This is a genomic window from Oceanobacillus bengalensis (assembly GCF_003628445.1).
Lineage (GTDB): Bacteria > Bacillota > Bacilli > Bacillales > Amphibacillaceae > Oceanobacillus > Oceanobacillus bengalensis.
Genome location: NZ_RBZO01000005.1, coordinates 14,326 through 40,359 on the forward strand (window position 1 = coordinate 14,326; position 26,034 = coordinate 40,359).

22 protein-coding genes are annotated in these 26,034 nt (G+C 36.5%); all 22 read right to left on the reverse strand.

Annotated elements, in window-relative coordinates:
• Window positions 1-97: 97 nt before the first annotated feature.
• Window positions 98-769, reverse strand: a complete 672-nt coding sequence (deoC, locus tag D8M05_RS04460; protein WP_121129066.1) for a deoxyribose-phosphate aldolase — start codon at window positions 767-769, stop codon at window positions 98-100.
• A 27-nt stretch (window positions 770-796) separates the two neighbouring features.
• Window positions 797-1,618, reverse strand: coding sequence for a purine-nucleoside phosphorylase (locus tag D8M05_RS04465; protein WP_121129068.1), 822 nt, complete (start codon window positions 1,616-1,618; stop codon window positions 797-799).
• 12 nt (window positions 1,619-1,630) lie between these two features.
• Window positions 1,631-2,812: a phosphopentomutase gene (gene deoB, locus D8M05_RS04470; RefSeq protein WP_121129070.1), complete on the reverse strand. Its 1,182-nt coding sequence runs from the start codon at window positions 2,810-2,812 to the stop codon at window positions 1,631-1,633.
• Window positions 2,813-2,896: 84 nt separating this feature from the next.
• Window positions 2,897-4,201 carry a pyrimidine-nucleoside phosphorylase gene (locus tag D8M05_RS04475; protein WP_121129072.1) on the reverse strand — a complete coding sequence of 435 codons (1,305 nt, stop codon included), beginning with the start codon at window positions 4,199-4,201 and terminating at the stop codon, window positions 2,897-2,899.
• A 37-nt stretch (window positions 4,202-4,238) separates the two neighbouring features.
• Complete coding sequence (locus tag D8M05_RS04480; RefSeq protein ID WP_121129074.1) at window positions 4,239-5,435, reverse strand: NupC/NupG family nucleoside CNT transporter; 1,197 nt, start codon at window positions 5,433-5,435, stop codon at window positions 4,239-4,241.
• Window positions 5,436-5,710: 275 nt separating this feature from the next.
• Window positions 5,711-6,433 carry a GntR family transcriptional regulator gene (locus D8M05_RS04485; RefSeq protein WP_121129076.1) on the reverse strand — a complete coding sequence of 241 codons (723 nt, stop codon included), beginning with the start codon at window positions 6,431-6,433 and terminating at the stop codon, window positions 5,711-5,713.
• 369 nt (window positions 6,434-6,802) lie between these two features.
• Entirely contained in the window at window positions 6,803-8,137 is a 1,335-nt protein-coding gene (glnA, locus tag D8M05_RS04490) for a type I glutamate--ammonia ligase (protein ID WP_121129078.1), read from the reverse strand.
• A 108-nt stretch (window positions 8,138-8,245) separates the two neighbouring features.
• Window positions 8,246-8,641 carry a MerR family transcriptional regulator gene (locus tag D8M05_RS04495; RefSeq protein WP_121129080.1) on the reverse strand — a complete coding sequence of 132 codons (396 nt, stop codon included), beginning with the start codon at window positions 8,639-8,641 and terminating at the stop codon, window positions 8,246-8,248.
• 94 nt (window positions 8,642-8,735) lie between these two features.
• Window positions 8,736-9,959: a methionine gamma-lyase family protein gene (locus tag D8M05_RS04500; protein WP_121129081.1), complete on the reverse strand. Its 1,224-nt coding sequence runs from the start codon at window positions 9,957-9,959 to the stop codon at window positions 8,736-8,738.
• 15 nt (window positions 9,960-9,974) lie between these two features.
• Window positions 9,975-11,243 (reverse strand): GTPase HflX, encoded by a 1,269-nt coding sequence (gene hflX, locus D8M05_RS04505; RefSeq protein ID WP_121129083.1) that lies wholly within the window; start codon window positions 11,241-11,243, stop codon window positions 9,975-9,977.
• Between the two features lie 109 nt (window positions 11,244-11,352).
• Window positions 11,353-12,297, reverse strand: coding sequence for a stage V sporulation protein K (gene spoVK, locus D8M05_RS04510; protein WP_121129085.1), 945 nt, complete (start codon window positions 12,295-12,297; stop codon window positions 11,353-11,355).
• A gap of 597 nt (window positions 12,298-12,894) precedes the next feature.
• Window positions 12,895-13,119, reverse strand: a complete 225-nt coding sequence (hfq, locus tag D8M05_RS04520; protein ID WP_121129089.1) for an RNA chaperone Hfq — start codon at window positions 13,117-13,119, stop codon at window positions 12,895-12,897.
• A 37-nt stretch (window positions 13,120-13,156) separates the two neighbouring features.
• Window positions 13,157-14,092, reverse strand: coding sequence for a tRNA (adenosine(37)-N6)-dimethylallyltransferase MiaA (gene miaA / locus D8M05_RS04525; protein ID WP_121129091.1), 936 nt, complete (start codon window positions 14,090-14,092; stop codon window positions 13,157-13,159).
• Window positions 14,093-14,116: 24 nt separating this feature from the next.
• Complete coding sequence (locus D8M05_RS04530) at window positions 14,117-14,572, reverse strand: Dps family protein (protein ID WP_342772237.1); 456 nt, start codon at window positions 14,570-14,572, stop codon at window positions 14,117-14,119.
• Between the two features lie 60 nt (window positions 14,573-14,632).
• Window positions 14,633-16,483, reverse strand: a complete 1,851-nt coding sequence (gene mutL / locus D8M05_RS04535; RefSeq protein ID WP_121129093.1) for a DNA mismatch repair endonuclease MutL — start codon at window positions 16,481-16,483, stop codon at window positions 14,633-14,635.
• A 22-nt stretch (window positions 16,484-16,505) separates the two neighbouring features.
• On the reverse strand, window positions 16,506-19,115 hold the full coding sequence (gene mutS, locus D8M05_RS04540) for a DNA mismatch repair protein MutS (protein WP_121129095.1): 2,610 nt from the start codon (window positions 19,113-19,115) through the stop codon (window positions 16,506-16,508).
• A 552-nt stretch (window positions 19,116-19,667) separates the two neighbouring features.
• Entirely contained in the window at window positions 19,668-20,234 is a 567-nt protein-coding gene (locus D8M05_RS04545) for an outer spore coat protein CotE (RefSeq protein ID WP_121129097.1), read from the reverse strand.
• A gap of 170 nt (window positions 20,235-20,404) precedes the next feature.
• Complete coding sequence (locus D8M05_RS04550; protein ID WP_121129099.1) at window positions 20,405-20,839, reverse strand: YlbF/YmcA family competence regulator; 435 nt, start codon at window positions 20,837-20,839, stop codon at window positions 20,405-20,407.
• A 1-nt stretch (window position 20,840) separates the two neighbouring features.
• On the reverse strand, window positions 20,841-22,409 hold the full coding sequence (gene miaB, locus D8M05_RS04555) for a tRNA (N6-isopentenyl adenosine(37)-C2)-methylthiotransferase MiaB (RefSeq protein ID WP_121129101.1): 1,569 nt from the start codon (window positions 22,407-22,409) through the stop codon (window positions 20,841-20,843).
• A 144-nt stretch (window positions 22,410-22,553) separates the two neighbouring features.
• The gene (locus D8M05_RS04560; RefSeq protein WP_121129103.1) at window positions 22,554-22,814 is read right to left on the reverse strand and encodes a stage V sporulation protein S; all 261 of its coding nucleotides are present in this window, start codon (window positions 22,812-22,814) and stop codon (window positions 22,554-22,556) included.
• Between the two features lie 105 nt (window positions 22,815-22,919).
• A complete protein-coding gene (locus D8M05_RS04565) occupies window positions 22,920-23,717 on the reverse strand; it encodes a TIGR00282 family metallophosphoesterase (RefSeq protein ID WP_121129105.1) in 798 nt (265 codons plus the stop codon).
• Between the two features lie 604 nt (window positions 23,718-24,321).
• Window positions 24,322-25,884, reverse strand: a complete 1,563-nt coding sequence (gene rny, locus D8M05_RS04570) for a ribonuclease Y (protein WP_121129107.1) — start codon at window positions 25,882-25,884, stop codon at window positions 24,322-24,324.
• Between the last annotated feature and the right edge of the window lie 150 nt (window positions 25,885-26,034).

The window sequence follows — 26,034 nt, forward strand, 5'->3', positions numbered from 1 at the left end:
GGTGTTCAAAAAGACAGTTTAACCCTCTTTTTGAACACCAATTTAGTAATATCCCTCGCCCACCCAGTCTTTCCTATCCGAAAGACCATAAATTCACTTAATAATCACTACTTCCAACTTCACCTGAAACAATTGCAACACCAGAGCTTGCACCGATACGAGTTGCGCCAGCTTCGATCATCGCTAATACTGCCTCGCGATCTCTTACACCACCAGAAGCTTTCACACCAATATCAGGGCCTACGGTTTTACGCATTAACTTAATATCGTGGACTGTTGCTCCACCTGTTGAAAAACCAGTAGAAGTCTTAACATAGTCAGCACCAGCTTCGACAGCAAGTTTGCATGCAATTTCTTTTTCATCATCTGTTAGTAAACATGTTTCAATAATTACTTTTACAAGCGCCTTTTCTTTTGCCGCTTCAACTACTTTTCTGATGTCTTCTTTAACAAAGTCTACGTCTCCATCTTTTAGTTTGCCGATATTAATAACCATATCGATTTCACCAGCACCATTTTCAATTGCATTCTTTGTTTCGAATGCTTTCACTTCTGAAGTAGTTGCACCTAAAGGAAAACCAATTACGGTACATACTTTAACCTCTGAATCGCTCAACAATGATGCAGCTTCTTTTACCCATGTAGGATTAATACATACAGAATAGAAATTGTGCTGCTTCGCTTCTTCACAAACTGTCACAATTTGTTCTTTCGTTGTTTCGGCTTTTAATACGGTATGGTCAATCATCTTTGCTAAATTCTTTTCCAATTTTTTCACCTCATATTATTTTATCGATTAATCTGCTAATCCTTGAACAGTTGCTTTAACTAAGCCTAAGAAATCTTCTCTCACTTTCTCCGTCGTTTCAATAACTTCTTCATGAGAAAGTGGTTGATCTAAAATACCTGCTGCCATATTTGTGATACATGAAATGCCAATAACATTCATGTTTGCATGACGAGCTACAATTACTTCTGGCACTGTAGACATTCCTACAGCATCTCCACCAATTTTTTCTAACATGCGAATTTCTGCTGGTGTTTCATAACTTGGACCACTATTCCAAACATATACGCCTTCTTTTAACTTGATGTTTAAATCATTTGCAGCCTGACGTACGATTTCTTGCATATTTCTTGTATAAGCAGTTGACATATCTGGAAAACGCACACCTAATTCAGAGTCGTTCGGACCAATTAACGGATCAATACCAACATTGTTAATATGATCCGTAATTAACATTAGATCACCAGGTACAAAGGAACGATTAACGCCTCCTGCCGCATTCGTTACAATAACGGTCTCGATATTTAATGCTTTCATCACGCGTACTGGGAAAGTTACTTCATCCAATTTATATCCTTCATAGAAATGAAAACGTCCTTGCATCGCTAATACAGTCATTCCCTGTAATTCACCAATTACTAACTGACCAGCATGGCCTTCAACGGTTGATACAGGAAATCCTGGAATATTTTCGTATTTGATTTTTGTTGGATTTTCTATTTCATCTGCAAGTACACCTAATCCTGATCCTAAGATAAGACCAACTTTCGGCATCGAAGTTATTTGTCCTGAAATAAAGCTCGCAGCTTCTTTAATTTTATTGATGTTCATCTTTTTCACCTCTTAATTAATTTCGTTTAAAAAACTTTTCCCATTTTTTGGACTTGTCACTTGGAAGTTATTAGCTATTGTTTCACCAATGTCTGCAAATGATTCTCTAATTGGTAAATGGATTCCCTCTTCAATTCCTTTATGATGAACGAGTAATGGAACATATTCTCTCGTATGGTCTGTACCATGGTGAATTGGATCGTTTCCATGGTCTGCTGTAATAATAAGTAAATCATCTTCTCTTAATTTCTCGAACACTTCTGGTAATCTGGCATCATATGCTTCTAATGCTTCACCGTATCCTTGTGGATCACGTCTGTGACCATATTTCGCGTCAAAATCAACTAAATTTAAAAAGCTTAGTCCAGTAAAGTCCATATCTAATGTTTCTAGAAGTTTATCCATACCATCCATGTTAGACACCGTGCGAAGCGACTTGGTTACTCCTTCGCCATCAAAAATATCAGAAATTTTCCCTATCGAAATAACATCGTAATTTGCATCTTTTAATTCGTTCATTACTGTACGGCCAAAAGGTTTTAATGCGTAGTCATGACGATTCGGTGTTCGTTCAAACGCACCTGGCTTTCCAACGAATGGACGAGCAATAACACGACCGACCATGTATGCTGGGTCATTCAATAATTCTCTTGCATATTCACAAATCTCATAAAGTTCTTCTAACGGAACAACTTCCTCATGTGCTGCAATTTGTAATACTGAATCAGCTGATGTGTATACGATTAAACTACCTGTCTGCATATGTTCCTCACCAAGTTCTTCAAGAATTTCTGTTCCTGATGCTGGTTTATTTCCGATAACTTTTCTACCCGTTTTTTCTTCTAATTTGTTAATGATTTCATCAGGAAATCCATCAGGGAATGTACGGAATGGTGTATCAATATGAAGCCCCATAATTTCCCAATGTCCTGTCATCGTATCTTTCCCTCGTGACGCTTCCTGCATTTTTGTATAATGCGCTAAAGGTTTGCTTGTTGGTGTGATTCCCCCGATTTCACGAATATTACTTAGTCCTAGCGCCCCCATGTTTGGCATCTTTAATCCTCCCATATGAGAAGCAATGTGACCTAAGGTATCAGCACCTTCGTCATTATAGCTCTTTGCATCTGGTGATTCCCCGATACCTACCGAATCCATAACGATTAAAAAAAAACGTTTAAATCTCAAATCCATTTAAAAATACCTCCTTTATCATCCACCTACATTGTAAGACGTCCAACCTCTAAAAGTCAAAAATAAGGGCCCTATTGGACCCGTTTAATTGTAAATAATATCGTAAACCAATGGATTTGCGTCTACCGTTTGTTCTGAAATGCCATATGCATGATAAATCTTTTCTACAACATCTGTTACATCTTCACGGTTACTGTGGATTGTGACAAGTGACTCGCCTTTTTTCACTTGTTCTCCAACTTTTTTGTTTAAAACTAATCCTACTGCTAAATCGATTTCTGATTCTTTTGTTGCACGACCAGCACCTAGTACACTTGCTGCAATTCCGATTTCATTTGCAATAATCTCAGATACAAAGCCATCTTGCTTCGCCTCTACTTCAAACGTATAAGAAGCAGTTGGTAATTTTTCTGGATGATCTATAACGGAATCATCTCCACCTTGTGCAGCAACAAAAGTTTTGAATGTCTCAATTGCTTTACCAGATTTCATTACTTCGATTAATTTTTCACGTGCATCTTCAATCGTTTCTGCTTTTCCTCCCAAGTAAACCATCTGACTTCCAAGTGTTAAACATAATTCTTCTAAGTCTTTAGGCCCCTGTCCTTTGAGTGTATCAATTGCCTCTTTTATTTCTAACGCGTTTCCGATTGCAAACCCTAGAGGCTCACTCATGTCAGAAATAACTGCAATCGTATTGCGACCTGCTCCATTACCAATTTGAACCATGGCATGTGCGAGTTCTTTTGCTCCTTCGATATCTTTCATAAATGCACCTGATCCAGTTTTTACATCAAGTACAATTGCGTCTGCGCCCGAGGCAATTTTCTTACTCATAATTGAACTAGCTATTAATGGAATCGCATCAACAGTTGCTGTTACATCACGTAAACCGTAAAGTTTCTTATCAGCAGGAGTTAAGTTTCCGCTCTGGCCAACAACAGCTAGCTTATTTTTATTAACTAATTCATTGAAAGTTTTCCCATCTATTTCTACCTGGAATCCTTCTATAGCTTCTAACTTATCAACCGTACCACCAGTATGACCTAATCCACGGCCTGACATTTTAGCTACTGGTACACTAACGGATGCAACGAGAGGAGCTAAAATCAATGTTGTCGTATCACCAACACCACCAGTACTATGCTTGTCCACTTTTATCCCCTTAATATCGGATAAATCAATTTGGTCACCAGACTCTACCATTGCCATCGTTAAATTAACTCTTTCACTGGATGTCATATCTTGGAAATATATAGCCATTGCAAAAGCAGACATTTGGTAATCTGGAATATCACCGTTTGTGTAACCTTCTATTACAAAATAAATCTCTTCTTTTGTTAATTCTTGTCCATCACGTTTTTTCTCAATTATGTCGATCATTCTCATGTTGACCATCATCCTTTTTTTATCTATTTTATATTACTTAAAAGAACATCCCTGCAATTGAAGCACTTAGCAATGACACTAGCATACCTGCAGCAATCGCTTTTAGACCTAATTTTGCTATGTCAGCACGACGATTCGGGGCCATACCGCCTAACCCACCTAATAATATTCCCATTGAGCTCAGGTTAGCAAATCCACATAATGCAAAACTTATAATTAGAACTGTTTTTTCAGATAACGCTGCTATTTCAGGAGCAAATGAAGCATATGCTACAAATTCGTTAAGAACCAGTTTTTGACCAATGAAACTCCCTGCAGTAATCGCCTCTTCCCAAGGAACACCTACTGCAAATGCAAGTGGAGCAAACACATACCCTAAAATTTGTTCCAACGTAATTCCACCAAAAATACCTATTATTCCATTTATTAAAGCGATTAAAGCAATAAACGCTAGTAACATGGCACCAACGTTTAACGCCAGTGATAAACCATCAGATGCACCTTTTGCTGCTGCATCGATGACATTAGCTGTATCTTTATCTTTTTCAAGTGTAATTTCATCAGAGGTTTCCGACTTTTCCGTTTCTGGCAGCATTATTTTTGCCATAACCAATCCCCCTGGTGCCGCCATGAAACATGCTGCTAAGAGGTAATCAAGTGGTACCCCTAACAATGAATACCCTACTAATACAGCGCCTGAAACAGAAGCTAATCCACCAGTCATTACTGCAAATAATTCCGAATTAGTCATCTTATCTAGAAATGGACGGACAACAAGTGGTGCCTCTGTTTGTCCAACAAAAATATTTGCTGCTGCAGACATTGACTCCGTTTTACTAGTACCTAATAACTTCGATAATGCCCCACCAATGATTCGAATAAACCATTGCATAATTCCTAGATAATATAATACTGATATTAATGCTGAGAAAAACACAATAATTGGTAGGACGTGAAATGCAAAAATGGAACCGAATTGATCACTATCAGCTAAAGAGCCGAATAAAAAGCTGATTCCCTCATTAGCATAATTAATAATATCTTGTACCCTTAAAGTGAACCATTCTAAAGCGGTACGCCCTGCTTCCCACTTTAACACGATAAATGCAAACGCTATTTGAATGGCCAACCCACCAATAACGGTCCTTAATTTAATCGCTTTCTTTTGATTTGAAAAGAGAAAAGCAATGAGTAAAACTACTAAAATACCGAAGATTCCCCATAATATATTCATCTAGACTCTACCTCACCTTAATTTATTTAAATATGAAACTGCATTAAATTGATAGGACGTCCAACAACAATATCGTATTGTAATCCCTTACAATTTGATTACATATCTAGTTTAAGGTAGGATGTCCAACAAGTCAACTGTATTTTAGGTAATAACTTATATTCAGAAAAAGGTGAAAAGATGATATATTGACCAAGGAGAAATACGCACCTACAGCATTGTTCCTTCCGACAATAATCTTCCATGCTTCCCATGTCGGAAGTCACTAATATATGTTAATAGGTTCGTTTTCGTAAGACATTAAATGCAATTTGATCTGATTTAAAGAAATTAATCGAATATAAAACTGGTCGGTCGTTGAGATCATAATGTATTTGCCTTAGGATTAATAACGGTGTTTCTTTGTCACAATTCATAATATTTGAAATTTCTTCATGATACCCAATTGTTTTGATCTCTGCTTCTGCATAACCTATGGTAATCCCCAATTCTTCTAAAGAGGAAAATATAGATTCCTTATCTACCTTATAGCCTTTAGAAAGTAGATTGGAAGGAATTTTATCAATACAATAAACCAATGGTTCTTCATCTGCAGTCCTTAATCGTTTTACTAGTAAAACTAGTTCGTTTTCTCCGAGGTTTAATTCCTTTATATCATCACCATGTGGGTCAACATATCCCGCGAAAAGAAGTTCTGTGCCTGGTGTTTTCCCTTCCCTCTCAATCATCGTGGTAATACTAAATAGTTCCTCGATCCCACCAGAAAAAACTGGTTTATTGTTAACAAAAGTACCTACCCCATGTTTTCTAATGATGATATTTTCTTCTTCTAATATTCGTAATGCCTCTCTAAGTGTATTTCTAGAAACCCCTAATTCCTTGGCGAATGTCATTTCTGAAGGTAATCGTTCCCCTGGCTCAAGTTCACCATTTCCTATTTTCCCTTTAATTTGATCAATAACAACTAAATATCGTGGCGTTTGATAGTTAAAGTTCATTAAAACGTCCCTCCTCCATATATGGACTTATTTTACATGGTAAATAGCTTTCAAGCAAGCGACTGTAAAGAAGGTACGCATTACATAGAAAGTGATTCTTATATGAATATGAAACAAAAAAATACCGTTCAGTTTAAATCATACCTGAACGGTATTTTTAACATTGGCTGTTTTCTTAATGATTGTTGTCTTTTCAGTTATTGTAAATTCAACTCATAGTTGGCAGTTTATATAAAATATCAATTATAAAAAAAGCAACAAATATGTGAAAAGAACTTTAACATTTATGATAGGCGTTTCGTGGATCTTATCTACGAATATGTTCACAACAACTAGTTTACCGATAAGACAAACCCTATCAAACTAAGGCTAGTAATTAGTCAAATATTGCTCCCGCTCCCATGGATGTACCTGTGTACGGAACATATCCCATTCAATCTCTTTTGCTTCAATAAAGTGTTCAAAGAGATGCTCACCTAATGCATGAACAATTACTTCATCCTTCACTAATTGTTCTAATGCACCATATAGTGTGCTGGGTAGATCCACAATTCCAGCTTCTTCACGTTCTTCTTTCGTCATTACATAAATATTTCTATCAACTGCCCCTGGCGGTGTTAATTTATTTTCAACTCCATCTAAACCAGCAGCAAGTAATACAGATAATGCCATGTATGGGTTAGCAGATGGATCGACACTACGTACTTCTAAACGCGTACTAAGTCCCCTAGAATTAGGGACACGTAATAATGGACTTCTATTTGAAGCAGACCACGCAACATAAGATGGTGCTTCATAACCAGGTACTAAACGTTTATAAGAATTAACAGTCGGATTCGTTATTGCAGTATAGTTTGTAGCATGTTTTATAATACCAGCTAAGAAGTGATATGCCGTATCACTTAATTGTAGATCACCTTTTGGATTATAAAATGCATTTTCACCTTTTTTGAATAGCGACATATTCACATGCATGCCAGACCCATTGACACCAAATAATGGTTTTGGCATAAATGTCGCATGTAAATTATGCTTTCTTGCAATTGTTTTAACAACTAATTTAAACGTTTGAATATCATCAGCATGTTTTACAGCGTCCGAATATTTAAAGTCAATCTCATGTTGACCAGGAGCAACTTCATGGTGTGAGGCTTCAATTTCAAAGCCCATTTCTTCTAATTCAAGGACGATATCTCGGCGGCAATTTTCACCTAAATCAGTCGGAGACAAGTCAAAATATCCACCTTGGTCATTCAGTTCTAAAGAAGGGTTGCCTTTTTCGTCCAGCTTAAACAGGAAAAATTCTGGCTCCGCACCAATGTTAAAAGCATCAAAACCAAGCTCTTCCATTTTCTTAAGATTCCTTTTCAGATTATATCTTGGATCCCCTTCAAATGGTGTTCCATCTGGTTTATAAATATCACAAATAAAGCGGGCTACTTTCCCTTTTTCTGATGTCCATGGGAATACAACAAACGTATCTATATCAGGATATAAATACATATCCGATTCTTCTATTCGAACAAACCCTTCAATAGAAGAACCATCAAACATCATTTTATTATCCAAGGCTTTGTTCAATTGACTTAGTGGTATTTCTACGTTTTTGATTGTTCCAAGCATGTCAGTGAACTGTAAACGAATAAACCTTACATTTTGTTCTTTAATTTGCTTTACAACGTCTTCTCTCGTATATTTTCCCATTCGTTCGCCTCCTAGAAATGTATGAAATAAATGTTTACGTATTTGAAAAGGAAATACAAGCATACCGCTGCGAGTAGCAAAATAGCCGCTTTATTTCCAAATAATACACTAATGTTTTGAAAAGAACCTTGCTAGTTCCCCTTGTCGCAAGTTCGTTTTCCCTAACTTACTTGGGTGACTTAATTCATTTTTTAATATCGTTCTTAATTCTTTTTCTGTTAGCTCAGACTTTCTTATTTTCGCTAACTTTTCTTTTTCTACATCTGATTCATCCAAAAGCAGCTTAATTCCAGTTAAATTAAGACCATTATCTAATAATTTTTTTATTTCTAGCAATCTGTCAACATCATTGAAAGAAAACAGACGTTGATTCCCAGATGTCCGTTCTGGAAATATTAACTTATGTTCCTCGTAGTATCTGATTTGTCTAGCAGTTAATTCTGTTAGTTTCATAACAATACCAATGGAGAACAAGGGCATCATACGCCGCTCTTTATCATTCAAAGGATGACCCCCTAATCACTACTTTATCTAGTTTAATGTATGTAAGGTTACCTGTCAATAATATGTTAGATAATCTAACATGCGTTATAAAGCCTTATACACCTAGTGCTTTGACCGCTTCAATCAAGGCAATTTTAACATGTGCATAGGTTAACCCACCTTGAATAAATACCGTATAAGGCTCACGAATCGGACCATCCGCAGATAATTCGATACTAGCACCCTGGATAAATGTTCCCGCAGCCATAATTACTTTGTCTTCATAACCTGGCATTTCACTAGGATACGGTGTCACATAGGAATTAACAGGAGAGTTCTTCTGGATAGCCTGACTAAATGCTATCATTTGATCTGCCGCTTCAAAGGTTACCGATTGAATTAAATCGGTGCGTTTTGCTTTATAATGTGGCGTCGTTCTGAAACCAATTAATTCTAAAAATCGCGACGTAAAAATTGCACCTTTTAATGCTTCTCCTACTACATGTGGTGCTAGAAAGAAACCTTGAAACATTTCCCTAAGCATATCAAAGGTAGCACCAGTTTCTTTCCCTAAACCTGGTGCTGTTAAACGATTCCCACACATGAAGATAAGATCTTGTCTTCCTGCGATATACCCGCCTGCGCGAACAATCCCACCACCAGGGTTTTTAATTAATGAACCAGCAATGATGTCAGCACCAACCTCTAGTGGTTCTTGTTTCTCAACAAATTCTCCGTAACAATTATCGACAAATATAATAATTTCTTCGTTTATGTCTTTAATAAAAGCGACCGCTTCTTTAATTTCCTCTATCGTAATGGATGGTCTGTCATCATATCCTTTTGATCGTTGGATTCCAATAACTTTTGTTTGTTTTGTAATTGCCTCTCTAACTGCTGGTAGGTCAATCCTTCCACCCTCACTTAAATCAACTTGCTTATATGCTACGTGATAATCTTTTAGAGACCCTGCACTATTTCCTCTAATCCCGATTACTTCTTCTAACGTGTCGTATGGTTTTCCAGTAATATACATTAACTCGTCATTCGGCCGTAACAAACCAAATAAAGCAGTCGTAATCGCGTGTGTGCCTGAGACAATTTGTGGTCTCACTAAGGCATCTTCCCCTCCAAATACGTCGGCATACACAGCTTCTAGCGCCTCTCTACCGGCGTCATCATAACCGTAACCTGTCGTTGAATGGAAGTGGCTATCACTCACCCGATTTTTAATAAATGCATCTAATACCTTTTTTTGATTAAAAGCTACAATACTGTCTACCTTTTGATGTTCTGTCACGCAATCTTTTTCTGTTTGTTTTACAATCTCTTCAATCATACGCTACTCTTACTCCTATTCTGATTCATTGTTGCTATTTTCTTTACCGAGGACTAAATAATGTAATGGATGTCTGTCTCTAATATACCCTTGAACAATGTATTTCTCTTTATCTTCATTAAATCCACTAGCCGTTACAATTGTATCATGTTGCAGTCGGGATAGCATATTACTATTATTAGCATCCAATTCAATGAAATATTTATTCCATTCCTCTTTAAGTAGTTCCTCCATCTTATCGAGCAGTCTTATTAAATCATTCTGATCATACGCACTCATATAGATGTAAGGATGATTCAATGGTATAAAATCAATATCGGTTAAATCACTTTTATTGTACACTGTTAATAACGGTATTTTATCCGCATCAAGCTCTTCAAGTAGTTTTAATACGGTTTTCTGCTGTTGGATTTGATCCTTGTCAGATGCATCTACAACATGCAGTAGAAAATCTGCTTCTGCCACTTCTTGCAATGTGGAACGAAATGCAGCAATTAAGGATGTCGGTAAATCTTGAAGAAAGCCTACCGTATCTGTTATTAATGCCTGTAAACCTGATGGTAGCTGTACTTTCCTTGTTAGCGGGTCGAGTGTCGCAAATAATTTATCCTCTTCTAATGATTTACTATCAGTTAAACGATTAAAAATGGTCGACTTCCCTGCATTCGTATAACCTGTAATGGCAATTTGGAAGCTCTCATTTGACTTTCTTCGTTTACGGTATTGTTCTCTCTGCTTTTCCACTTGTTTCAGTCTACGTTTGATTTCAACGATTCTATTTCTAATATGGCGTCGATCTGTTTCAAGTTTCGTTTCCCCTGGTCCTCTCGTTCCAATACCAGCTCCCAAACGGGACATTTCTACCCCATGTCCCATCAACCTTGGCAACATGTACTCCAATTGGGCCAATTCGACTTGTAACTTCCCTTCCTTCGTTTTGGCACGTCTAGCAAAAATATCTAAAATGAGTTGACTTCGATCAATAACCCTAACACCTAAATGGGTACTTACATTTCGAAGTTGGCTAGGTGAAAGCTCATCATTTGCAATAACTAAATCGATATCATTATCTTCTACCGCCGTTTTTACTTCATCTATCTTTCCTTCGCCCATGTATGTCGCAGGATGAATTCGATCTCTATTCTGTGTGACAAACCCTACGACTGAACCACCAGCTGTTTTTCCTAATGATATTAACTCCTCTAATGAAGAGTCAAAATGGTCTTCATCTTGCTTCTTAGTCTTTACTGCAATTACTAATACGCTTTCTCTTTCTTCCGTCATATGTAAACCTCTTTCCCTATAAAAACTACACCATGTATATTTCCCATATTGTATGTTTTCATGAAATAGTAATACCTCCAGATTGGTGGTTCAACTGGAGGCAGCCTTATCATTCCATCCCAAGATTACGGGCTAGTTGTTCCATTTGAAAATCTTCCGCTGTAATAAGTACTAGGTCATCTAAATCAAACTTTTCATTTTCTAATAATCGTACTGCCTGCATCCGGATGGCATGCTCAATGACATTCCGGACATACCTCGCATTCGCAAAATTCCGGCCACTTTCTTGGGTTTTCTTAAAGAGATGGGTCCTTAATTCCCATTCTGCTTCCTTACTTAACTTAAATTCCTTTTCTGTAGCCATGAGCTTTGCAATCCGCATTAGTTCATCTACTTCATAATCATCAAAGTTAAGAATAAACGGGAACCTTGATTTAAGCCCTGGATTAAGTTGCAAGAAACGATCCATTTCATACGGGTATCCAGCTAGAATGAGCACAAAGTCATTATGATTATCTTCCATATGTTTTACGAGGCTATCGATCGCTTCCTTACCAAAATCCTTTTCCCCACCACGTGCTAACGAATAGGCCTCATCTATAAATAATACGCCACCCATCGCCTTTTGTATAATTGCACGTGTTTTTTGAGCCGTTTGACCAATATATTCTCCTACTAAATCTGCTCTTTCCGCTTCAATAAAATGGCCTTTAGATAGTATATTCATTTCAAAATAAAGCTTTGCTAGCTGTCTAGCCACAGTCGTTTTCCCTGTTCCTGGATTTCCTTTAAAAAGCATGTGGAGCACTTGTTTTTCGTCCTTTAACCCTAACTCTTTTCTTTTTTCGTTTATTACTACTGTTGCATATATTTCTTTTATCGTTGTTTTTAATTTATTCATTCCAATAAAAGATGAAAAATGATTATCAATTTTTTTAAATGGGCTACTTTCGATATAATGTACATTTTTTCTTTGTTCCACCTGTATCTTTTTACTATCATTGAGAATTATGTTTATTTGCCCATTTTTATAACGATTCCTTTGCGATTCCACACCATCACCCCTTCATTCAACCATAGTATACGTATGAATGAAAAACATTGTGACAAACGCCTAATTGTTAAACAAATTATTTTCCGTAATGATTGTGCCTTTAACCTCGTAGTTGCTATTAACTTCTGTGTAACTTATAGGGATATGCTACATCACGCCGCTTAAAGTATATTTCTATTCCGAAACAACATTTTTAGTAAACTAATTTAAAACCAAAGACAAGATACTCTCTTTAAAAATATATTCAACAATCACGCCCGATTGCGGAACAGGTTAACTCAATAAATTAAATTCATTTTTAAAAATATATCGCTTTTTTATCTCTATTTTTTTTATTACGTTTTTTTTCATATATCTTCATTGAAATATATGAAAGTGTTGAAACAAGCAATAAAGTAATTCCAATTACAAGCGTAAAATTTTCTAAAGTAAGTACGGAGGAATCATTACTTTGATAATTAATATAGTATACTATTGTTAAGAACGTAAAGAGTATTATATTTCCGATAAAATATCTTTTTAGCGATTTTATCGAAGGCTTCATGATTTTCATCCTCTCATACCAAAAAAACGGACGAAAGAGTTCGTCCGTTTTCCTTATTCTTTTTCAAGTGTAACATTTTTCACTGGTGCAAATGTGGAAATGGCATGTTTAAAGATTAATTGTTGTTTACCTTCTGTTTCTAATAAAACAGTAAAGTTATCAAAAGCCTTTACGATACCCCTTAATTGAAAACCATTTGTTAAAAATACAGTAACCGAAATATGGTTCTTTCTTAATTGGTTTAAGTATTGGTCCTGAATGTTAACGGTTTGTGCCATCATGCTTCCTCCTCTTTTCTATCTATATTATTCAATTCTATTTTTTTTCTAAAAATCCTGCTAAATCTTGTAAAATCATTGAAAACTTTTCGTCTATTGTTTCCGGTGCGAGTTCATACCATGTTATATTCATTTTGTTTTTAAACCATGTGAACTGCCTTTTGGCAAACCTTCTGGAATTCCTTTTCAATAATTCGACCGATTCCTCTAGTGTTTGCTGATTTTTAAAATAAGGAATAAATTCTTTATACCCAATCGCACGCATTGATTGGAAATGTTCATACCCTTGCTCATACAATGCCTTCACTTCCCCGAGTAGACCTTGTTCCATCATGTCGTCTACCCGCTCATTAATTCGTTTATAAAGAAGTTCCCTATCCATCTCTAATCCAACCAAAATAAGATTGTAAGGAGATTCCAATTGTTGCTCTTTCTGATATTCTGTCATCGTTATTCCAGTTGTTTCATAGATTTCCATTGCACGAATCACACGTCTATGATTATTTGGATGGATTTTATCTGCAGCTTGTGGATCAACCGCTTTTAGTTGATGATAAAGCGTAGTAATTCCTTCCTTTCTAACTTGAGCTTCTAGTTTTTTTGAAATGGATTCATCACGTTTTTGATTTGAAAAATTATAGTCATATAAAGCGGCCTGTATGTATAATCCACTCCCCCCAACAATAATGGGAAGTTTCCCACGTGATAAAATGTCATCAATGTATTTCTTAACATGCGCTTGGAAATCAGCCACAGAAAATTCCTCATCAGGCCTTCTAATGTCAATCATATGATGAGGAATCCCTTCTGTTTCTTCTTTTTTAATCTTGGCTGTCCCGATATTCATTTGTTTATAGACTTGCATGGAGTCGCCGCTTATTATTTCACCATTGAAGCGTTTAGCAATTTCAATGCTTAATTTCGTTTTTCCTACTGCAGTTGGACCCATAATTGCAATTACGGTTTTGTTCATTAGTATTCCCCTAAAATATATAAATTATTCATATGCACGATAGCTATTTAACATCCACACATGTTTCTCTAATTTCCCTTGAATGGTAACTAAAAGGTCAACAGTTGGCTCATCATTATGCTTCTCAGCAAGCGGAATGCCATCCTTTTTAATCTCTGAAATAATCTGCTCAAAGTCTTTTACTAACTGTTCAATAATTTCATTTTCCTTGTCATCCGCATTCGCTTCTGTGAGTGTTGTTTCTTTTAAATACTTCACCATCGTTGCAAGTGGTTTCCCGTCGATTGCTAAAATACGCTCAGCAACTTCATCTAAATCACTAGCGAACATGTCATACATTTCTTCAAACTTCTCATGCAAGGTAAAGAAATGACGACCTTGAACAAACCAATGATACCTGTGAAGCTTTACATACATAACAAAATAATTAGAGAGAAGTTGATTTAAAAAGTTAATTAATCTTTGGTTGTCTTGTACCAATTTATACACCCCAGTCTTTTCTTTTAGCTTAACCTAGGGTGCAAAATTTATACTTGTTTGTTACATCACACGCTTAAACATCTTCTCTAACTCATACGTAGAAAAGTGTACAATAATTGGTCGGCCATGTGGACATGTGAATGGATCGGTTGTTGCACGTAAATCTTCCAATAACCGGAACATTTCTTCTTGATTTAAATAATGGTTCGCTTTAATCGACCGTTTGCATGACATCAATATTGCCGCATCTTCACGGATTGACTCTACATCAATTTTTTCTTCCTGCATGATTTGCTCGACCATCTCACGAATGACTTCCTCTTCAAATCCATTTGGAAACCAATTTGGATGGGAACGGATTACATACGTTTGATTACCGAATTTATCAAAGAATAAACCAACTTTCTCTAATTCTTCTTTATACTGTTCGATAAAAATTGATTCCTGTTTTGAAAAATCAAATGTCATTGGTATTAATAATTCTTGTGCCTCATTTATCGGCTTACCTAGTTTCACCTTGAAAAACTCATATTTTACACGTTCTTGGGCCGCATGCTGGTCAATCATATATAGCCCATTTTCATTCTGAGCTAATATATACGTTCCTTGTAGTTGACCAATCGGATACATGCTTGGTACTCGTTGCGTTCTAAGCTCTGGTGTTGCATCGATTGCCTCTTTTTCCGAGAATGCTTCCTCAACCCTTTGTTGTGCCTCATATCCGTTTGAAGGCTGTTCTGAAGGAGGAGTTGGAACGAAACGATTCTCCGTAGCATTTACTTCTTGTTCAACTAGTTGTTGTCTTTCAGAAGCAAGACGAGTGCTCGTTTCAGCAACTCGATTATTTACAGGATCAAAATCCATCATCTGCTGAAAGGATTTTTCTTTTGGTTTAGGTTTAGATTGCTGTTCCATTTCTGGAATCAATGTTATTTCCCTGAACTTCGAACGAATTTGATTCTCAATTTCACCGTATAATTCTTTATCCTTGCTAAAACGTACTTCTAATTTGGTCGGATGCACATTTACATCAACTAGAATGGGATCCATATCAATATTAAGCACAACAATTGGCGAACGACCAATCGGTAGTAATGTATGGTATCCACGAACAATTGACTGGATTAGTGGATTACTACGTATATAGCGACCATTAATGATCGTCGAAATATACGTACGTGACGCCCTTGTGACCTCTGGTTTAGCAATATAACCATGTACGGTAAAATCCAATGTCTCATGCTTAATCGGTAGCATCTTTCTTGCAACGTTCATTCCGTAAATAGATGAAATGACATGCAGTAGGTCACCACTACCAGAAGTACGAAATAATCCCTTTCCATTATGAATCGCCTCAAATCGAATCTCAGGATGAGAGAGGGCTAGACGGTTTAGCAAATCTGTAATATGTCCAAGCTCCGTATGGAGGCTTTTCATATATTTCAATCGTGCTGGTGTGTTATAAAACAAATCATCGATCGTAATCTCCGTTCCCTTACGTGCATCACTTTTATTTTTCTCAACTACTTTTCCACCCTCTAGGCGAAGAAAGGTGCTAGCAGTGTCTCCTTCTGATGTTTTAACCGTTAATTTACTTACAGAGGCAATACTAGCCAACGCTTCCCCACGAAAGCCTAATGTTCTTACATGAAACAGATCATTTTCATCCTTGATTTTACTTGTAGCATGACGAAGGAAGGCGTGTTCTGCATCTTCTGCACTCATTCCATCCCCATCGTCTGACACCTTAATCTGTTGAAGACCAGCTTCTGTTAATTCAATTTTTATCCATGTGCTGTTTGCATCGATACTATTTTCAACTAATTCCTTGACTACGGAGGCAGGTCGTTCCACTACTTCTCCAGCGGCAATTTTATTAGCCAATAATTCAGGCATTTGTATGATCTTCATGCAAACATCTCCTTAAACATACCTACTTTAATTTTTTCTGTAATTTGTATAATGCGTTCATCGCATCCATTGGGGTCATATCAAACAAGTCTAAATCGCTGAGTTCTTGTGCAACCATTTCGTGTGCTCCTGATTCTTTCTCATTTCGTGATGCCTTCGTGTTCACTATTTGGGCTTGTTCCTCTACGAAGAAAGATAATTGTCCAGCATCAATTTTTCCTACTGTTTGATCTTTAGTCATTTGCTCTTTCTTATTTCCAGACTCTAACTCCGTTAAAATCGTACTTGCTCTATCGATAAGTGCTTCAGGTAGACTTGCTAATTTCGCTACTTGTATACCGTAACTCTTATCTGCTGCCCCTTCTTTCATCTGATGTAGAAAAACAACATTTCCTTCGTATTCTTCTGCACGAACATGAATATTTTTTAAGTGGGCTAATGTTTTTTCAAGTGACGTTAATTCATGGTAATGGGTTGAGAATAAAGTTTTCGCATGGATATTATTATGGATATACTCAACAATCGCTTGCGCTAAAGCCATTCCATCATACGTACTTGTCCCACGACCGATCTCATCTAATAAAATGAGACTTCGATCTGTTGCATTGGTAATCGCATGATTCGCTTCAAGCATCTCTACCATAAATGTACTCTGTCCAGACACTAGATCATCTGCAGCACCAATACGCGTGAAAATCTGGTCAAATATAATCAAATCAGCTTCATCACAGGGCACGAAACAACCCACTTGACCCATAATGACTGTCAATGCTAACTGACGCATATACGTGCTTTTACCAGACATATTTGGGCCTGTTATTAGTAATATGTTTTTCTCCTGGTCCAGTTCTACATCATTCGGAACAAAAGACCCATCTTTCATCACTTTTTCTACGACTGGATGACGTCCATTTTTTATATGCAACTTGTTTTTCACAAAACGAGGACGCTTATAATTATTAGACTCACTCACATGAGCAAATGCTTGTAGTACATCAATATTACTAACAACATCTGCAAGGTGCTGAAGGTCGGGGATATATTCTTTAATCTGGTCACGAATGTAAACGAATAATTGATATTCCAGTTCAATACTTTTATCTTCTGCTTCCAGGATTAATTGCTCTTTTTCTTTTAATTCAGGTGTGATAAATCGCTCTGCATTCGTTAACGTCTGCTTTCTTTCATATCTTCCTTCTGGTAAAAGATGTAGATTTGCCTTTGTCACTTCAATATAATAGCCAAATACACGGTTAAACCCAATCTTAAGTGATTTAATATTCGTATCTTGTTTTTCTTGTTTTTCTAATGCTGCAATCCACTGTTTCCCATTTCTTGATGCATCACGATACGTATCGAGTTGTTCATTATATCCATCTTTTATAATAGAACCTTCTTTTATAGAAATAGGTGGGTCCTCTACGATACTTGATTGAAGTAGTTCTAGTAAATGTTCAGGGTAATTCAGTTCATTTGCTAAATGTTTTATTTGTTTATGATTAAACTGATTTAACACGGTTTTTAGTTCTGGAATTTTTTCAAGCGATTGTTTTAATTGGATTAAATCTCTTGCATTGACGTTACCAAATGCAATTCTTCCAGCTAATCGTTCTAAATCATAGACAGATTTAAGCGTCTCACGGATCGAGTCTCTTTCCATAAATCCTTGATAAAAACCTTCTACAATGTCATGCCTATTTTCAATCCGTGTTCTGTCCAATAGAGGCCGCTCTATCCACTTTTTTAACATTCTTGATCCCATAGCAGTCACCGTTTGGTCTAATACCCATAGAAGACTACCATGTTTCCCTTTTTTTATAATTGTTTCTGTTAATTCAAGATTTCTTTTCGAATACATATCAAGGGATAAATACTCATTTAATTCAATTACTTCTGCCTTCTGTAAATGATCAAGTGATCGTTTTTGTGTATGTTGGATATAGTTTAATAGACGACTAAATGCTTCCATTAGTCTTGTATCGTTATTAATGTTTTCGCTCAAATTACGATATTCAGCATTAAAGGTAACTTCATCCTGATACGATAATGTAACCTGCAGTCGATCACGAAGCTCCCTTTGTAAGTCTTCTGGTAATTCAGATGAAATTACGACTTCTTTAATCGGCTGGTTAAATAGTTCATGAATAACCGCATCCCAGCCTTGATTAATAAGAACAAGTCGATTTTCGCCAGTAGACAAGTCATTGTACACAATCACATTCGAACCGTCTGAAAAATGGGATAAACTAGCAATATAGTTATTCTCTCCGTCCTTCAACATATTACTTTCCATCACCGTTCCGGGAGTAATAACCTGAATAACTTCTCTTTTCACAACACCTTTAGCCGTTTTTGGATCTTCTACTTGTTCACAAATTGCCACTTTGTAGCCTTTATCTATCAATAACCTTATATAATTATCAGCAGAATGATAAGGTACACCACACATCGGTATTCCTTCTGATTTTCCGTTGTTTCTCTTCGTTAATGTTATTTCTAATTCTCTTGCCGCATGAACTGCATCATCATAAAACATTTCATAAAAATCCCCTAGTCGATAAAACAAAAAGGCATCTTGATGATTTGCTTTTATTTTTAAATATTGCTCCATCATTGGTGTTTGCTTTGACATGATTAATCCTCCAAAAGCCCGTAATTTACTTATTTTATTATAGCATAAATCTACAAATTTCGTGCCCGACTAAAACAAGAGAAAATATTAACATCCCATTATTTAATTTCAAAATTGATGTAAACTACGAACTTCTTTAATTCAGAGTTACCCTATAACACGTCGTTCCGGAAAGACATCTGCTCTACTTTTATAAAACTAGAAATATACTGTTTTTTACAGAAAACAACGATCCGTAACGTGGTCATATGGACTATAACCTCAAAAATATTTAGAGCAACTAACATAGCGTAGGCAGAATACGAAGACTCCTACGGGAATAGCACGTGTCCGAAGACCCCGCAGGAAGGACTTTTCTTCCGAGGAGGCTGAGGCCGTGCCCGTGGAAAGCGAAGTATTCTGCCGGAGCGAATGACAACACCTAACATTAATAAGTGTGAGCGAGAACTACACTATTCTGAATTAAATAGATCCGAAGTCTATGATAATTATGAAACAAACGATTTAAAAACACCAAAAAAATACGAGAGAATTGAATTCTCCCGTACGAAGTTAGTCTTTCTTATTTAGAAAATCTGGTTTTACACCTTCCAACTCATCATCTGTCACTTTGTAGTCCCACGCATCATCATCGTCATCATCAAACGCATCTCTTTTCGGTTCAACTCTAACAAATACTTTTGTCTCTCCAATCACTTGCACAATAAATTCACGTTCAATCTCCACAACAATTTTATGACCATTGTTTGTAATTTTGCACTCTAGACAATTTGGTTGTTGGATCACTTTAGCAAATACATCGTATTCATCACTTATTGTGTATTCATCCTTTACAGAAAGTGGAATCACATCCGTATACGTTACTCGCTCTGTTACCACCTCTGTTTTGGTATTGTCATTATACGAATACCACACATTAATATCATAGCTACCATGTATTTCAACTGTATCTTCTGATTTCTTCTTCGCATTATATAAATGGTTGATTACCCAACACCCTAAAATACTTGATGGCCTGTGAGATGGTGCGATTGAATGAGAGTCTTGCGTGAATTTGCGACCTTTTCCACATACTGCTTTTGTAATGATTTCTCTATATTCTTTATCAAGAAAAGTCATAATTACTTTTACCTCCTCTTTTTTCATTGTCAGTTTATGCAAGACAAACACCTAAAGTGCATAGCTTGATGAATGAAAAAGAAAAAGGAACACGCAGAAAGGCTATTAATCAATATTTAAAGGCTTAAAAAAGAACCAGACAGTATTGTTTCATTGTCTGGTTCTTCTTCTTAGTGTGCGCAGCCTGAGCCTGCTTTGTTCTTAGCTTTTGAACCTGTTTCACCTGATAGTATGTCGCCACCAGTTGATTCTATAATATTATTGGTTAGTTCTCTTGATATAGTTCCAGAAACAAGCTGTAAAACTTCATTTACAAGCACTTGAATTTCCTTGAATTCTTGTACAACTGGAATATCATCAATTTCATTTTGTAGTCGATTAATTTCTTCATCCACTTTTTTTAACGCTTCTTGTTTGCCATATGCTTGAAAGTTAACTGCTTGTTTTTGTAATGTTTTTATCTTCTGGATTAACTTCTGAACTTTTTGGTTTTCATTAATCTTTGCTTCTACTTGTTTGAAGCGTTCAATTTCCTCTGTATTTGTCAACATTTCAGCAATTTTTTTTGCTTCATCTAATACCTGTTTACGTGTATATTCCGCCATGTTAGTTCACCTCTACTGTTTTTTCAACCATTATGCCATCTAAGGACCATGTTTTTGCTTCCGTTATTTCGACATCTACAATTTTGCCAACTGCTGATTTAGGACCTTTAAAGTTTACTAATTTGTTCTTTTCCGTGTATCCAGCTAATACATCAGGGTCTTTTTTACTTTCGCCTTCAACTAGGACTTTTACTACCTTGCCTTTATATTTTTTCATAGACTCTGCTGCCTGCTTATTAACAAGCTCGTTTAAACGATATAACCGTTGTTTCTTCACTTCTTCTGGAACATCATCTTTTTTTCTTGCAGCAGGTGTTCCTTCCCGAGGTGAGTAAATAAATGTATACGCTGCCTCAAAGCCTACTTCTTCAACAAGTGTCATTGTTTCTTCAAATTGTTCCTCGGTTTCATTTGGGAAACCAACAATAATATCTGTTGTTAGCGTAGCATTTGGAATCGCTTTTCTTATTTTACCGACTAACTCTAGATAATCTTCTCTCGTATATTTACGATTCATTTTCTTCAGTACTTCACTGCTTCCGGATTGAACTGGTAAATGAATATGATCAAGAAGATTTCCACCTTGAGCTAGTACTTCAATTAAATGATCATCAAAGTCTCTTGGATGTGATGTTGTGAAACGGACTCTTGGAATATCAATTTTATGAATATCATTCATTAGATCACCAAGCGTATATTCCAAATCCTCAAAATCTTTACCGTATGCATTTACATTTTGTCCAAGTAATGTAACTTCTTGGTAACCATCAGCAACCAGTCTACGAACTTCCCCGATAATATCTTCTGGTCTACGGCTTCGTTCCTTCCCACGGGTCATTGGAACAATACAATACGTACAGAACTTATCACAACCATACATAATATTAACCCATGCTTTTATTTTGCCCTTACGTACTTTTGGAAGGTTCTCAATAATGTCCCCTTCTTTTGACCATACTTCAACAACTTGTTCTTTATTAAACATTGCACCTTTAACAAGTTGTGGAAGGCGATGGATATTATGTGTTCCAAATACTAAATCAATATGTGGATGTTTTTCCATGATACGATTAACAACCGACTCTTCTTGTGACATACAGCCACAAACTCCAAGAATAACATCTGGTTTTTCTAATTTAAGCGGTTTTAAATGACCAATTTCACCAAATACTTTGTTTTCTGCATTTTCACGAATGGCACAAGTATTTAATAAAATAATATCGGCTTCATTTGTATCAGACGTAGATTCATAGCCCATTTCACTTAATATACCAGCCATTACCTCTGTATCATGTTCATTCATCTGGCAGCCATATGTACGAATCAAAAATTTCTTCCCTTTTCCAATCGCCTGCATATCTTCTGGAATGGAAAAATCATAATGAAATTTCACTTCTTCTTTATAACGCTTTCTTGCTTTCTTTATGTCCGGTGCTTGATTTGTACTGAAATATTTAGCTATCATTTCATCACTAGATGTACTTTTTATGCGATTTATATTATCTTTATTTGTGTTGCCAGGGTCTACTTGGATAATTTGAGCTTGTTCTTTACGCTGTTCTTCGTTCATTGATAAACTCCTTTCTAAACGATTATCTATGTATAACAGATTACAATATTATAGTATAACTCCTAATCTTAAATTTAACAATAATTCTTACAGTACGCAAATAAAAACCTTCCCCAAAAGGAAGGCTACAAGAATAATATCATTTTATCTAGGTTCAATAATCAATTTGATTGCAGTTCTCTCTTCATTATCAATCATTATATCTGTAAAAGCTGGAATACAAATTAAATCTACCCCACTTGGTGCTACAAATCCTCTAGCAATAGCTACAGCTTTAACCGCTTGGTTCAATGCCCCCGCGCCAATTGCCTGAATCTCCGCTGTACCACGTTCACGTAAAACATTCGCAAGTGCACCCGCTACTGAATTTGGACTTGATTTTGCTGAAACTTTTAATACATCCATTACTAGTACCTCCTTCATTTACTAATGTAGTTCTATTGCTACTATATTCTTAGAAGGTTAAGCTTATTCCCTATAATAATTACTTATTTAAGAGATTCTAGGTATTCAACTAAAAAATGGATGGTCGTCATTAATTAAGATCCGTTCGACTTTTGTTGCTTTTCCACTATTATTATCAATTGTAACTAAAAATCCGCTCAGCTGCGTTCTACCATCTTTCACCACTTCAAATCGAACAGGTAAACTTGTCAAAAAACGTTTAATAACGGATTCTCTATCTACACCTAAAATACCATCGTATGGACCTGTCATACCAACATCTGTAATATACGCAGTACCATCTGGAAGGATTCTGTCATCCGCTGTCTGTGTGTGGGTATGCGTTCCTACAACCGCGCTTACTCTCCCGTTAACATACCATGCAAGCGCCTGTTTTTCACTCGTTGCTTCTGCATGAAAATCAACAAAAATGATATTCGTGCGTTTCTTCGCTAATTCAATAAGCTCATCTACTTTTGTAAATGGATCATCGATTGCAGGTAAAAATGTACGACCTTGAAGGTTAATAACTGCTACTTCAATACCATTTACATTTAAAAAGACAATCCCTTTTCCTGGTGTGCCCTCAGGATAGTTCGCTGGACGAATCATATATTTGGCATCATCAATAAACTCAAAAATTTCTTTTTTATCCCACGTGTGATTCCCCATTGTAATAACTTGGGAGCCCCATTCTAGAAATTGCTTATATATTTTTTCTGTTATCCCTTTTCCAGCCGCAGCATTTTCTCCATTAATAATGGTGACATTTGGGCGATACTTTTCTTTTAACTTTGGCAAATATTCTTTTACCATATCTCTACCTGGAGAACCTACAACATCGCCAATAAATAATATTTTCATTTTCAATCATCCTATCTATTATTTCACTTTTTCTTTTTGGCTATTTTCGAGAAGATTGGAGCTACGTTTATTCGTCCCACCTACCTAAAAATTTGTTGTTTTTATCGTAATATGTATAAAATGCGAAGAAAGTGCTTTGTTGATTTCCGCTCCGGGCAGCCAGTACGCTTTCCGCGGGCACGGCCTCAGCCTCCTCGCGGAAAAACCGCCGCTGCGGGGTCTTCGGACACGTGCTTTTCCCGCAGGAGTCGACTGGCTGCCCTCCGCTCCAATCAACCACATACTAGTAATAATATTATTAGTAAGTCGAATAGCACAAACCTAGTGGAGGCAATACACGTAGACTTCTGCGGGAGGATAGGCCTAGGTGAGACTGCGTAGTGCGTTAGCACGGAGGAGGCTCACCAGCCGCCCGCGAAAAGCGAAGTGTATTGCCGGAACGGCGGAAGAACATTATCTCAAATTACTTCGCATTTTATACCAACTACGAAGATTACAAAGTAACAAACATTTCGAAAAGAGCCCTCTTATTATTAAAAATATATACCTATTATACCTTATTTAAGCGCGTAAATAAAAAAACGGCCAGAATGACCGCTTTTCCTTATTTCGCATATTCAACTGCTCTTGTTTCTCTTATTACTGTAACTTTAATGTGGCCAGGGTAATCGAGGTCATTTTCTATTCGTTTCCGTATATCTCTTGCGATACGAACAGATTCTAGATCGTCAATTTCATCAGGTTTCACCATAATTCTTATCTCACGACCTGCTTGAATAGCGAATGATTTCTCAACACCTTCAAATGACTCGGAAATTTCTTCTAATTTCTCTAATCGCTTAATATAGTTTTCCAAAGTTTCACTTCTGGCACCTGGTCTTGCAGCAGACAATGCATCAGCTGCGGCAACTAATACAGCAATAACAGAAGTAGGTTCTTCGTCTCCATGGTGAGAAGCAATTGAATTAATGACAACCTCATGTTCCTTGTATTTCATTGCAAGTTCTTTCCCTATTTCCACATGACTTCCTTCTACTTCATGATCAATTGCTTTACCAATATCATGAAGGAGACCTGCTCTTCTAGCTAACGTTACATCTTCGCCAAGTTCAGCAGCAAGTAAACCAGAAAGATATGCAACTTCTGTTGAGTGTTTCAATACATTTTGACCATAGCTTGTACGATATTTTAAGCGACCAAGAATTTTCACTAAATCTGGATGTAGACCGTGTACGCCAACCTCAAACGTTGTCTCTTCACCAACTTCACGTATATACTCATCAACTTCACGTCTGGCCTTTTCTACCATTTCCTCAATTCGAGCAGGGTGAATACGACCATCTTGTACAAGTTTTTCTAAGGCCATACGTGCAATTTCCCGTCTTACTGGATCAAACCCAGATAAAACAACTGCTTCTGGAGTATCATCAATAATAAGGTCAATACCAGTCAGCGTTTCCAATGTACGGATATTACGCCCTTCTCTACCAATAATACGACCTTTCATTTCATCGTTTGGTAAGGTTACAACAGAAACGGTTGTTTCAGCAACATGGTCTGCAGCACAGCGTTGCAAGGCAAGAGATAAAAGGTTCTTCGCTTTCTTATCTGCTTCCTCTTTCGCACGATTTTCAGCTTCTTTAATCATTATAGCTGAATCGTGTTTTACTTCTTTTTCTATTCGCTCTAAAATAATCTGTTTTGCTTGGTCTGTTGTATACCCAGAAATGCGTTCAAGCTCAGCTTGCTGCTGTTCTTTCATAGCTTCCACTTTGCTTTCCATTTCTTCAATTTGTTGTTGTTTTGTTGTTAGCGCTTGTTCTTTGTTCTCTAACAACGTCTCACGTTTGTCTAATGTTTCACTTTTTCTGTCAAGATTCTCTTCTTTTATCAACAGACGATTTTCTTGCTTTTGTATTTCCATACGACGTTCGCGCAATTCTTCTTCTGTTTCCTGACGAAGTTTATGATTCTCATCCTTCGCCTCAAGAAGTGCCTCTTTTTTGGAGGATTCTGCATTTCGATGTGCCTCTTCAACAATTTGTTTTGCTAAAGTTTCCGCACTAGAAATTTTTGCTTCTGCAATAGATTTACGTATTAGATAACCAACAAACAATCCGACGATTAGAGCAAGCAAAATGGAGATGATTAAATAAATAATGTCCATGATTTCACCTCCTATTGCTATAAAGTTGTACATTCTTATTGTCGGCATGTAACATTTTAAAGTGCATAATCAACAATTATTCTTATAAAAATTATAAAATTATACATTTCAATTGTAATTGTCATTATTACAAATGTCAAGAATACGTCA